This is a genomic window from Psychrobacter sp. KH172YL61 (genome assembly GCF_007182895.1).
Classification (GTDB): Bacteria; Pseudomonadota; Gammaproteobacteria; order Pseudomonadales; family Moraxellaceae; genus Psychrobacter; species Psychrobacter pacificensis.
Genome location: NZ_AP019516.1, coordinates 1699358 through 1712192, shown reverse-complemented (window position 1 = coordinate 1712192; position 12835 = coordinate 1699358). Strand labels below are relative to the sequence as shown.

Here is a 12835-nt window from a genome sequence, read left to right as displayed (position 1 = left end):
CCATTAACTTATATAACGCTGGGATTTACCGAAATTTATCCGAGCGCGTTCAACGAGAAAAGCCGTGAGTCGTCAGAAAAAACAATCTTCAGCCCCCTTTAAATATGCATCGACCTATATTCGAACAAGTTTGTGTGATTGGACTTGGGCTCATTGGTGCTAGCTTCGCGCAAGCTATTAAAGATAATGGCTTAAGTGAGCGACTGGTCGCAGTCGATAGGCATGCACCAAGTATTACAGAAGCTATCGAGCATGGTCTGCTTGATGCTGGTAGTGCAAACCTACAAGACGTCATAAGCGGTAGTGATTTAATCATCATTGCAGTGCCTGTACAGGCAGTACAAGCAGTGTTTGTAGATATCAAACAGGCAATGGATAACGGACAGCTTGCCGCTGACTGTATCTTAACCGATGTCTGTAGTACTAAAGTCAATATCATTGACGCGGCCAAAGCGGTGTTTGGTTCGTTGCCGGTAGGTCTAGTGCCCGCGCATCCAATTGCTGGGGCCGAAAATTCAGGGTATCATGCCAGACGCGCCAGTTTATTTGTCAATCATAGTGTCATCATCTGTGAGCTAGCTACCACAAGCAATGTCGCGATTACTAAGTTGCGACTATTGTGGGAATCAGTGGGTGCAAATGTCATATCGATGGATGCAGGTCACCATGATCGTATATTGGCGCATACCAGCCATTTGCCGCATCTGCTTGCCTTTAACTTGGTTGAGCAATTGGCAAGCCACGATGATAATTTAGATATGTTTCGTTATGCTGCCGGTGGGTTCCGCGATTTTACGCGTATTGCCGCAAGCGACCCTAAAATGTGGCATGATATATTTTTTGCCAATCAAAGCGCCATTGTGAGCGCCCTTGATGAGTATGGTGTCTATCTGCAAACCATGCGCCAGCTCATCATTGGTAAAGATTCAACCGCCCTGATGGGACTTTTGGGCCGCGCGCAAGCCGCACGGCGACATTTTGGCCATATGTTAGCCAGCACCCCTTATACGGATACTTCTGCCATGTCAGCTTCTTATAATATTACCCCTAGCAATACTGTCTCTGGCACCATTGCCATTCCTGGTGACAAATCTATCTCGCATCGCAGCATTATGCTTGGCAGTCTTGCCACAGGCGTAACCCAGGTTACTGGATTCTTGGGAAGATGCCCTTGCAACGCTGCAAGCATTCCGTGATATGGGTGTGACCATCGAAGGCCCTGATAATGGGAATTTGACCATTCATGGTGTCGGTATGAATGGCCTAAAGCCTAGCAAAACGCCTTTGTATATGGGTAACTCGGGCACGAGCATGCGTCTGCTATCTGGTATCTTAGCAGCGCAATCATTTGATAGCGTGTTGACAGGTGATACTAGCCTAAACAAACGCCCGATGGAGCGGGTGGCTGCACCGCTACGCACGATGGGTGCCGTCATCCAGAGTACAGGTCATAGTGGTACGGCACCGCTTAGCATTACGGGTCGTGATACCGCTGGTAAGCCATTGCAAGGCACCGAATATGATATGCCAGTGGCATCAGCACAAGTAAAATCTTGCTTGCTGCTAGCAGGTCTATGGGCCGAGGGTACGACAACGGTCACTCAGCCTGAGATCAGCCGTGACCATACCGAGCGTATGCTATCCGCTTTTGGTTATCCAGTAATTGTAGAAGGCAACCGTATCAGTGTCACCGGTGGCGGCACACTAACAGGTGGCGATATTGCGGTTCCTGCTGATATCTCATCTGCGGCGTTTTTTATGGTGGCTGCTGCTATTAGCCAAAATAGTGAGTTGACCTTGACGCAAGTCGGTATCAATCCTACGCGTACTGGCGTTATTGATATTCTAAAATTAATGAATGCAGATATTAGCCTAAGCAATGAGGCCCATGTTGGCGGCGAGCCGGTGGCTGATATTACGATTCGCAGCTCAAACTTGGTCGGTATTGAGATACCAGAGCATCTCGTACCACTAGCAATTGATGAGTTCCCTGTACTGTTTGTCGCGGCTAGCTGTGCCAAAGGGCGTACCGTCTTGACTGGTGCTAAAGAGTTACGCGTCAAAGAGTCGGATCGTATTGCTGTGATGGCTGAAGGTTTACAGACGCTTGGCATCGATTGTACTGTCACTGATGATGGGCTGATTATTGAAGGCAAAGGCACTGCTACTGAGAACGGCGATATAAATAATAGCCAGCCTGTTTTTGGTGGTGGTCACATTGTCTCGCATCATGACCACCGTATTGCGATGAGTTTCTCTGTTGCGAGTCTGCGTGCTGCTGAGCAAATTACCATTGAAGGGGTTGAGACGGTCAATACCAGCTTCCCAGGCTTTGCTGAGCTGGCTAACCAAATCGGTATGTCTATTCAAGTGGATACTGATGCTGAATAAATGAGTGAGTGTGGATCAACATTTTCCTATAATCATGTACTGTAAAGCATCCATAAAAGCTCAATCTAATATCGTTAGCAATGTACTCATGTCACTATTGGCATGAGTATATTGCTTTTAACTTATAATTTCACTGTAGTGACCCTGCGCTTTCACCCACTAAATTGATAATAATAATCAGAATTAGGTGAGGGTGCGCTTTGCTCTAAAAAGTTGTCCTGTATTATGACTACCCAAAATGTCGTCAAAAAACCTGTTGCCCCGATTACCACAACCAGACGCGGTATTATCACTGCCCTTGGTGCCTTTTTTTATCTGGGGTGGTTTCCCTTTATACTTTAAGCAATTATCCAATTATGATGCAACAGAGATTATCGGGCACCGTATTGTTTGGACGTTTTTTTGCCTACTCATTGTATTGGTAGCGACCAAGCGTTGGGGGTGGATAGAGACGCTCAAACAAAACCCAAGATGGATCGCGTTGTCACTCGTCTCTGGGTTAATTATCGCAACCAACTGGCTGACCTATGTATGGGCGGTCAATCATGATCGTATCCTTGAGGCCAGTTTGGGATACTTTATTGGGCCATTGGTAGGTGTTGGCTTATCGATGATTTTATTCAAAGAGCGCCTGCGCACGCTACAATGGGTAGCCATTGGCTTTGCACTACTGTCTGTGGTCATTCAAGTGGTGATGCTTGGTAGTCTGCCGTGGATATCATTGATTTTAGCATTCAGCTTTAGTACTTATGGCACCATTCAGCGGCAAACCCCATTGACTGCTGTCGATGCTATGTTTGTTGAAACGGCCATGCTAGTACCCTTATGTATTTGGTGGTTTTGGCAGTCAGATGTCGTCAGCCATCAGCTAAGCTTTTGGTTCAGCTCAAACATTTGGCTACTGATGCTCGCAGGCCCGATTACGTTGATACCGCTGTTATTATTTAATAAATCGACCAAGCTTGTGGCATATAGTATCTTAAGCTTTATGAATTATCTGACGCCGACCTTTATTTTCTTCTTAGCGGTATTTTATTACAATGAACCATTTGATCTACATCGTCTGGCAGTATTTGGTTTGATTTGGTTAGGGTTACTCTTATTTAGCATTGATCTGTGGCGACATCGTCCAAGTAAAGTGTTAAAGGCTGAGCGTCTCCGTGAAGAGGATTTATAATCGGTTAATTAAAAAATCAAAAATACGCACAAAAAATTAGCAAACAAGGATGGAAGCATGTTTCATACTCAGTCTGATGTAGTATTTGTAAAAGGTCTAAAGGTTGAGGCGGTCATTGGTGTGTTTGATTGGGAGCGCGCCATTACTCAGCCGTTACTGATCGATATCGCGCTTGAGACGGATATTAGCCGTGCTGCTGTGTCCGATGATGTCAGCGATGCGCTGAGCTATAAAGAAGTCTGCGATGATGTGAGCGTGTGGTGCAAAGAGATTCAGGCAAAGCTGCTTGAGCATTTGGCCGGTCAGATCTCTGATAAGCTATTTGCAAAATATGACTGTCAAAAAAATCACGTTAAGTATTGCCAAGCCGACTGCTATTGCTCAAGCAGATGCGGTAGGGGTACAAATAACACGCTATGCGCCAGCGCTAACCAATGAGCCAGCTACTAAAGACGTTACCAAAGAAGTTAATGACAGCCAAGCCGATGATGCATAAAACGTCGATGGATTTGAATATGGCAACGCTAACAAAATGCGCACCTGAGATTCTGCAAGCGCAGTCCTTGGTAGAGGTGGTGTTAGCGCTGGGTAGTAACTATCAAGCCGAAAAATATCTACCGATTGCTCGAGAGAGTTTGGCAGCGCTGGGTGAGATACGATTGTCTACTGCTTTTCAAAACCCTGATTTTACTGCAACCTTGGAACAGCCAAAGCCTGACTATACCAATCAATGTGTCCATCTAGCACTGAATACACCGATGAGTTTGCAGCAACTACAGCAAACCTTTAAAGCGCTTGAGGGGGAACTGTAATAGACGTCGACAGACTAAGCCGAATCAAGTGCGACGAGTGACAATGGATATTGATATTTTGATGATTAAATTGGCTACTATAGAAAATAGCCTAAGCAAAAATTGATATTTAAATCAATATCTGATTGGATTGTAATGGCGAATCGTTATCCCTTTAAAGCACATGAAATTGTAGGGATTGAAGAGTTGACTGCATTTACTGATTAGCTGTTTGAATAGCGTTTTGAGAAAAAATTAATAATAAATAGACAGTTAGTGGGGTGACTTATTTTAACTCACACTGATAACATCTGATATTTTTGCAGTAGATAAGGCTAAGGGGCGTAAAATGTATTGTACGCCCCCTGGTTTTATTTGTTTTACTGAAACTCTCGTATTCACTTCTGCTCGTTATCTGCTGCATCGATATCAGCACGACCAATCACATCTAAATCCTCTAGGCACAGCTTATCGTATTTCTTTTTACAAAAATTAGGATCGATATCACACATCGCTGACTGTAACTGATCGAGACGATTCTCTGATTGTTGAATGTGTTCGAGCATTTTAGCAAACGCTTCTGCGACAGGATCTTGTGAATAGGGATCGATACCATAGGCACGGAAGGTATTGGTGCGTTTTGCGGTAGAAGTGGTGTCAGCTGCTTGATCCTTGATGCTCCCGCCAGCTTGCGCGACTTTTTCTTGTTGCTTGGCATCTTGTACTTTTGTCGCGATGGGATTGCCTTTTTCATCGTGATGATCTGAGATCATACGAGCAGCACTGCCAACCATCGTAGCGCCTGCTGGTACTGGTTTGACTACCACTGCATTCGAGCCAATTTTGGCGTTTTTGCCGACTGTAAATGGCCCTAAGACTTTGGCACCAGCACCGACCGTTACACCGTCTTCTAGCGTTGGGTGGCGTTTGCCATTATTCCAAGACACACCGCCTAGAGTCACACCGTGATACAACGTCACATCGTTGCCAATCTCAGCAGTCTCACCGATGACGACCCCAACACCATGATCGATAAAGAAACGCTTACCAATCTTGGCAGCAGGGTGAATCTCAATACCTGTAATAATACGCGAGCCATATGAGATGACGCGAGCCGCCAGTTTCTGTTCACGATTCCACAGACAGTGCGCACCGCGATGTAGAATGAGCGCATGGATACCTGGGTAGGTTAGGATGACTTCCAGACTATTGCGCGCTGCAGGATCGCGGTTAAATACCGCATCGATATCTTCTTTCAGATCTTTTTTGATGCTGACAAGCGATCTGAACAATTTGGATGGCAATGACATAAAGCGTCCTATCTATTCGTCGATAAAGTAGCGTTGCTAAAGTAGCAATGTTTTATTTTATGGTCATGATGGTTAAATAATGATGAGAGTATATTGTTGCTCATTTTTTCTAAGTTATAACAGCTTTGTACCGCAAAATATAGTAAAAAGCTGTCAAATGAAAGCGAGCTGATAAACAATGACTTGTTTTAGTCTTTGGATAGTTTTGCAATCAAAGCACTTAATAGCTGATACTCTTTTGATCAAGCTGTAGGCGTGACCCAAGTCTAGACAAGCGTGATGGCAATGACTTTAGATGTTCGCTATTTGCCAGACCGCGTTGTACCATAAGGTCAGTAGTACGCTGAGTGAGCTGTTGCAGCTGCTGCTGATTAATAGCAGGCTCATCCCATTGCTGACGCAAATTCACGTTGATTGTCGATTGGGAGTCGTTGTTCTCGTCTAAACTGTCCGCTGTCTGATTATGCGTTTGAGCATAAGCAAAAATAAAGCTGGCAATGACCTGCACTGCTGAGGCGACATTTAGTACAGGGTAAGCAGGATTGGCGTCGATTTGAATGTGATAATCAGCACAAGCCAACTCTTCATTGGTCAACCCGCGATCTTCACGCCCAAATAATATAGCGATATTTGGTTTGCTAGAAACAGCGTCTGATGAGGTGTCAACGTTATTATCATTTGCACTTAAAGCCGACTGTGTATCAATAAAATCAAACATAATCTTAGCGGCTTGCGTGGGTGTCACAACAGGGCGCGGCATATGACGACTGCGGCTGCTGGCTGCAAATACCAGCTGACAGTCGGCAATGGCAGACTCTAGAGTAGGTGCGATCACAGCAGATGACAGCAGCTCACTACCACCTGCCGCATGAGAGACACTGGTCTCATCAATTGGCAATTTGGGGTCGACAACGGTCAAACGGGACAAGCCCATTGTATGCATGGCGCGTGCGGCTGAGCCGATATTGGCAGGCAACGTCGTATTGACCATGATGACTTGTAAGCAGTCGAGGTAGTCATTCACTGTACGGGCTTGCTCAGTAGATGATAAAGAGTCGTTACTCATTATTGCCCCAATCTTTGATAGATTTCTTGTTCAGCACGTTGTAATGCGGCGGCAATCTCTTCAATAAGATCAGCTTGTTCACTAATGTGGCGCTCACGGCAGCATTCTTGTAGTTGGCTGCTAAGACGAACCAGCTGAGTCGTACCCAAATTGGCACTTGCGCCTTTTAGGGCATGAGCGGTCTCAAAGCCATTGGCGTTATCATCTTCTTGCTGAGCGATTCGCAGTGCTGCAACGCGTTTTTGACTGTCATTGAGGTACACTTGTATCAGCTCGACAAAATCTTCTTCTAGCAAGTCACGCATGTCTTCGAACTGTTCGTGATTGATAATCTCTTCATCAGTCTGACCAGTCATATTATTATTCGTCATGTCAGTCATGGCTTTTATCCAATTGTTAAAAGTTAAAGCAGTCAAATTACTATAGTAAATTTTTGGTTGGATTGTGCATTTTAGCTGTAATGAAAGTGTAAGTTATCTTCACTAACTAACGTCTTCAGTTGTTGCAAGTTATCATCGTTCGGGTAAACCCGCCAATGTTCGGATAGTCCCACGTTTGCGATACCATAAACGTCATACACGCTCAAACCAAGTGGCAAGCAGTTATCATTGATAGAAGTATCTGTATTACTGAGCGCATTGTTTGCATAACTTTGGGGCATGCTATTTTGATTAAATGCGTCATGGTTCATATCGTTCTCTAGAGCCAATAAGTCATTGCCATTTTCATCATACAAACTGCCGCCCATGGCAGGGTCGTAAGTGTTACTACCACTATTGCCTGGCTCATCTTGCTCTTGATTATAAGCCAAGCGTGGCTCAGGTATGATATCAGCCTGTGCAGATTTGAGTAATGGTTGCAAGCGTGTGAGTAGGTCGATATCGCTACCATGGACTTTGATACTGATTTTTTTGAGCCAACGCAGGCGCGCATCGACCATGCTCATGGCACTATCAAGACGCGCAAACAAGCGCCCATCACGCTCACGAATACTGCCTTTGATAATGACGACTTCATCGATTTTCAATTGCTCTTTGACACGGTTGAAACGCTCAGCATAGCAGCTGACTTCTAATCTTGAGGTGCCATCATCTAAAGTAATCACATTACGATTACCAAAGTTAGCGATGTCTATAATGAGTCCTGCAAAATAGCAACTACCGTTATAACCAGTATCTGTCAATTTATTGAGGCGCGTGCCTGAGGTGTAATGTTTTAACTCATCTAAATATTCATTAATTGGATGACCCGTTAAGTACAACCCTAAGGTGTTCTTTTCCGCCTTTAGGCGGTGCTTATCACCAGATCAGCTCTGGCGTCATCACGAGTGGCGGCGCTGCAACAACACCGTCCATTTCGCCAAACAGATCCATCATGCCAAGCTCGTTATTTTGACGATCTTGCTCAGCCGCTTGCACCGCGCTTGGCAGTTGGCTCATCAAGGCACCGCGAATCTCGTAAGCTTCGTCGGCTGGTAAGTCGGGTCGTAGCGTCGCAGCAAAGTCATCAAAACAGCCAGCACTGACCAATGCTTCGAGAGTACGCTTATTAACTTTTTGATGTCCACACGGCGGCAAAAATCATATAAGTCTTTGAATGGTCCATCCGTTCGACGAGCATTAACGATGGACTCGACAGCCCCTTCACCTACGCCTTTAATCGCGCCCAATCCATAAATGATATTGGTTGGAGTGTCTGCGACAAAGTGCCACTCGCTGCGATTGACTGACGGATTGACCACAGTCAAATCAAAGTTTTCACGGCAATCATTGATAAAGAACACCACATTGTCGGTGTTGTTCATATCGGAGGTTAATACTGCCGCCATAAATTCAGCAGGATAGTACTGCTTGAGATAAGCCGTCTGATAGGCAAGTACCCCATAAGCCGCAGAATGCGAGCGGTTAAAACCATAACCTGCAAACTTTTCCATCAAATCAAACACACCGCCTGACGTGACTTCATCGATGCCTTGTGAAGTTGCACCAGTGACAAAGATATCGCGCTGCTTTGCCATCTCTTCAGGTTTTTTCTTACCCATGGCGCGGCGCAGCATATCAGCACCGCCCAAACTATAACCTGCCATCACCTGTGAGATTTGCATCACCTGTTCTTGATAGACGATAACGCCATTGGTATTCTCTAAAATCGGCTCAAGATTGGGATGGTCATAAATGACCTCTTCACGACCGTGCTTACGGTCGATATACATCTCTACCATGCCGGCATCAAGCGGGCCGGGACGATAGAGCGCACACATGGCGATGACGTCCTCGATATTGGTCGGCTGCAGTTTGGCCAGATACTTTTTCATGCCCATACTTTCTAGCTGAAAGACGGCGGTGGTTTTGGCATCTTGTAGCAGCTTATAGGCTTTGACATCATCTAACGGCAAATCTTCCAATACCAATGCGGGTACATTTTCTTTGGCACGGCGCAAGTTGATGTTCTCAACCGCTGCGTTGATGACCGTTAAGTTACGTAGACCCAAAAAGTCAAACTTCACTAGTCCTACGGCTTCGACATCGTCTTTATCAAACTGGCTGACACGGTGACCCTCATCGTCACAATAAATGGCGCTAAAGTCTGTGATTTTGTGCGGCGCAATCAATACACCACCAGCATGTTTACCGACGTTTCGGCAGACACCTTCGAGCTTGACTGCCATCTCCCAAATCTCAATGGCATCTTCATAATCCATGTTGTCAGGGTTAGAGATCAAGTCTTTGAGCTGTGGTTCTTGCTCTAGCGCTTGGCTGAGGGTGATACCGGGTGTTTTGGGAATGAGCTTGGATATTTTATTGGCCAAGAAGTACGATTTACTTTGGACGCGTGCCACATCGCGCACCACCGCTTTTGCCGCCATGGTACCAAAAGTGATGATCTGTGAAACGGCATCACGACCATAGGTTTGCGCCACATAGTCAATCACGCGATCGCGCCCTTCGATACAAAAGTCGATATCGAAATCGGGCATCGATACCCGCTCAGGGTTTAAGAAGCGCTCGAATAGTAGATCGTAATGAATCGGATCAAGGTCGGTAATATTGAGCGCGTAGGCGACCAATGAACCTGCACCAGAACCACGTCCAGGGCCTACTGGCACGCCATTGGCTTTCGCCCAGCGGATAAAGTCCATGACGATAAGGGAAGTAACCCGGGAAACCCATTGATAGGATAATATCCAACTCATAGGCGAGACGCTCGTCATATCTTTGACGGAAATCGCTCCAATTGTCCGTACGGGCCTCAACAGGGAAAAGCTTATCTAAGCGCTCTTCCAGACCGCGCTTTGACTCTGCCCGAAAAAACGATTCAATCGTCTCGCCTTCAGGGACAGGGAAGTCGGGCAGTACGTTAATGCCCAGCGTTAAAGTCACATTACAGCGAGTCGCCAAGCGTAAGGTGTTGTCAACCACCTGCGGAATATCGGCAAACAGCTGCGCCATTTGCTCTTGGGTTTTTAGATACTGCTCATCAGAATAATTCCGCGGACGGTTAGGGTCAGCCAGTACGTACGAGCCTGCGATACACGCGGGCTTCATGCGCATCAAAATCCTCTTGCGCCAAAAAACGTACGTCATTATGCGCAATGATGGGGATGTTGTGTTTGGCACCTGAGTGAATGGCTGCTCTAATAAAAGCGTCCTCGCCTGAGCGATTGGTACGCTTGATGGCAAAGTATAAACGATCGCCAAATTGCGCTTGCCACTCGGTGAGCAGCTCATCGGCTTTTTCTGGCATAGAGCCAACCAGTGCTTGGCCTACGTCTGACTTTTCGGTGAGTAGGACAATGACGCCTGCTGCATGTTCTAGAATATGACTGCGTTTAATCACAGGTGTGCCATGATTGACAGGGTCAGCGCGACCTTCGGTAAACCCAAGCGACACGATACGGGTAATGTTTTGATAGCCTTCGTTATTCATCGCAAGTAGGGTGAGGCGTGTGTCTTCATTATCCATGATGACTTCGCTGCCGATAATGGGCTTGATACCCGCGCCTAGGCAAGCACGATAAAACTTCACCGTGGCATATAAATTGGACAAATCAGTCAAAGCCAGCGCCCGCTGATTGTCAGCTGCCGCCGCTTTCACGAGTGGCTTGATGCGCACGATAGAATCGGTGATGGAATATTCGCTGTGGATACCAAGGTGTACAAATGCCATAGAAGACTCTTACTAGTACGATCAAAAGAAATAAGCTAGCGATAAAATACAGGATGATTATCAATCATTTGTAGTGTTATCGAGAGGTGGTTAAGACCTCGGTAGCCATGTTGATACGCTTTAAATGGGGTCGTTAATAATAGCATTATTTGCGGCATGCAGCCACTGATTGCAAGGGTTTAATCTGAGGGATGTGAATTATCATGTCAATTTAATTACGTAAGAAATGATATAAAAAACCCTCAACACGGTAAAGTGCGGAGGGCTATATAATTGATAAGTAATGACAATTTAACTTAGTACCCAACCACCGCTGCATCCACAATACGGGGATCAGAAGATCCATACAGGCCGTTTGGTGTGAGCATAATCGACTGCGTGGAGCCCATGGCGGACTTTGGACTGACCGTGTGCCCCATAGATTCAAGCTTTTTGACCGTATCGACATTGAGCGCTTTTTCAATCCGAATCTCATCAGGGAGCCACTGATCATGAATACGCGGTGCGTGAGTTGCCTCAGCGATATTCATATCATGGTCGATGACGTTAGAGATAATCTGGGTGACAGTCGTGATGATACGACTGCCCCCTGGGCTGCCCGTAACGATATACGGTTTGTTGTCTTTAAATACCAGCGTTGGACTCATCGAGGAGAGCGGACGCTTATTGGCTTCAACAGCATTGGCGTCACCACCAATCAATCCATAGCCATTTGGTACGCCCGGCTTGGCAGAAAAATCATCCATTTCGTTATTTAACAAAATACCTGTGCCGTCAGCCACGAGACCAGTGCCATAAGAGAAGTTCAACGTATAGGTGTTGGCGATGGCATTGCCGTCTTTATCAACAATAGAGAAATGCGTGGTTTGATCGCTCTCATAAGGGAGCGGGTTGTTGGCTTTGATGGTCGCGGCTGGCGTGGCTTTATTGGGGTCAATCAGTGTACGCAGGTTATCCGCATAGGCTTGTGACGTTAGGCCGCTAGCAGGTACGTCGATAAAGTCAGAATCCCCTAGGTACTCAGCACGATCTGCATAAGCCAGTTGCATCGCTTCCGCCATCAAATGAATGGTCTGTGCGCTGTTTTGACCATAGTCCCCCAGTGGATAGCCTTCTAAGATATTTAATATTTCGATAATGTGAATACCACCAGAGGAGGGCGGTGGCATAGAGACAATCTCATAACCACGGTAATCGCCTTTGACAGGCACGCGGGCGATGGCTTCGTAATCGGCTAAATCCTGCAAGCTCATGCTACCGCCTGCTTCATTGACGGCTTTTACGATGTCACGCGCGGTTTTCCCTTTATAAAATCCGTCTGCGCCTTGTACCGCGATTCGCTTTAGCGAGCGGGCAAGCTCAGGCTGCTTTAATCGCTCACCCGGTTGATAAGCGCTGCCATCAGGCTTGAAAAATACCTTTTTGGTGCTCGGCCATTTTTGCAAGCGATCACTCAAAGCAGTAAGCGATTCGGATAAACCAGCGGTGACTTCTATGCCATCTTCTGCCAATGCGATCGCTGGTGCCATGACTTGCTCGCGGTTCATGGTGCCATGCTCTTCTAATGCTTTTAGTAGCCCTGCTACTGTCCCCGGCACCCCAACGGCTAAGCCATGATAGCGAGATAAGTCACTGACTGCGTTGCCCTCATCGTCGAGATACATATCACGAGAGGCGCTACTTGGTGCTTTTTCACGGTAATCAAGCGCCACCGTTTTGTCTTGCTTGGCATCATAAATCATCATAAAACCGCCACCACCGATATTACCAGCACGTGGCAAGGTCACAGCAAGGGCAAAGCCAACCGCAACCCCAGCATCTACCGCATTACCACCGTCTTTCAAAATCTGTAAACCGATGTCAGAGGCCAGCGCTTCTTGGGTGGCGACCATGCCATTTTTGCCCATACTGGATGATGAATGGCATCTTCAGA

5 protein-coding genes and 4 pseudogenes are annotated in these 12835 nt (G+C 46.4%); 4 read left to right on the top strand and 5 right to left on the bottom strand.

Going from position 1 to position 12835, the window contains the following annotated elements; all coding sequences use genetic code 11:
* The first annotated feature begins 104 nt into the window (after positions 1-104).
* From PKHYL_RS09125 to PKHYL_RS09110, 4 genes and pseudogenes are all read left to right on the top strand, one after another.
* Positions 105-2391: pseudogene (locus tag PKHYL_RS09125) on the top strand (bifunctional prephenate dehydrogenase/3-phosphoshikimate 1-carboxyvinyltransferase).
* 225 nt (positions 2392-2616) lie between these two features.
* Positions 2617-3568, top strand: a pseudogene (gene rarD / locus PKHYL_RS09120) (EamA family transporter RarD).
* Positions 3569-3625: 57 nt separating this feature from the next.
* Complete coding sequence (gene folB / locus PKHYL_RS09115; protein ID WP_240364978.1) at positions 3626-4006, top strand: dihydroneopterin aldolase; 381 nt, start codon at positions 3626-3628, stop codon at positions 4004-4006.
* The gene (locus PKHYL_RS09110) at positions 4003-4380 is read left to right on the top strand and encodes a hypothetical protein (protein ID WP_240364977.1); all 378 of its coding nucleotides are present in this window, start codon (positions 4003-4005) and stop codon (positions 4378-4380) included. Before folB ends, PKHYL_RS09110 begins: the two co-directional genes overlap by 4 nt.
* Positions 4381-4757: 377 nt before the next feature.
* Here the strand turns inward: PKHYL_RS09110 and cysE are convergent, their stop codons facing one another.
* The 5 genes and pseudogenes from cysE to ggt all read right to left on the bottom strand — a co-directional run bounded on the left by cysE (position 4758) and on the right by ggt (position 12794).
* Positions 4758-5669, bottom strand: coding sequence for a serine O-acetyltransferase (gene cysE, locus PKHYL_RS09105; protein ID WP_093069160.1), 912 nt, complete (start codon positions 5667-5669; stop codon positions 4758-4760).
* 188 nt (positions 5670-5857) lie between these two features.
* Positions 5858-6735, bottom strand: a pseudogene (locus tag PKHYL_RS09100) (RNA methyltransferase).
* Positions 6735-7115 (bottom strand): Hpt domain-containing protein, encoded by a 381-nt coding sequence (locus PKHYL_RS09095; RefSeq protein WP_071001485.1) that lies wholly within the window; start codon positions 7113-7115, stop codon positions 6735-6737. The pseudogene PKHYL_RS09100 and the gene PKHYL_RS09095 overlap by 1 nt, the downstream one beginning before the upstream one ends.
* Positions 7116-7186: 71 nt before the next feature.
* Positions 7187-10902 (bottom strand): annotated as a pseudogene (dnaE, locus tag PKHYL_RS09090) (DNA polymerase III subunit alpha).
* A 296-nt stretch (positions 10903-11198) separates the two neighbouring features.
* Positions 11199-12794, bottom strand: a complete 1596-nt coding sequence (gene ggt / locus PKHYL_RS09085; protein WP_240364976.1) for a gamma-glutamyltransferase — start codon at positions 12792-12794, stop codon at positions 11199-11201.
* Positions 12795-12835 lie beyond the last annotated feature (41 nt).

What these genes read in the sequence shown, in the direction of transcription:
- ggt (WP_240364976.1), bottom strand. Translation starts at nt 12,794, where the DNA reads ATGGTCGCCACCCAAGAAGCGCTGGCCTCTGACATCGGTTTACAGATT.
- folB (WP_240364978.1), top strand. Translation starts at nt 3,626, where the DNA reads ATGTTTCATACTCAGTCTGATGTAGTATTTGTAAAAGGTCTAAAGGTT.
- PKHYL_RS09110 (WP_240364977.1), top strand. Translation starts at nt 4,003, where the DNA reads ATGAGCCAGCTACTAAAGACGTTACCAAAGAAGTTAATGACAGCCAAG.
- cysE (WP_093069160.1), bottom strand. Translation starts at nt 5,669, where the DNA reads ATGTCATTGCCATCCAAATTGTTCAGATCGCTTGTCAGCATCAAAAAA.
- PKHYL_RS09095 (WP_071001485.1), bottom strand. Translation starts at nt 7,115, where the DNA reads ATGACTGACATGACGAATAATAATATGACTGGTCAGACTGATGAAGAG.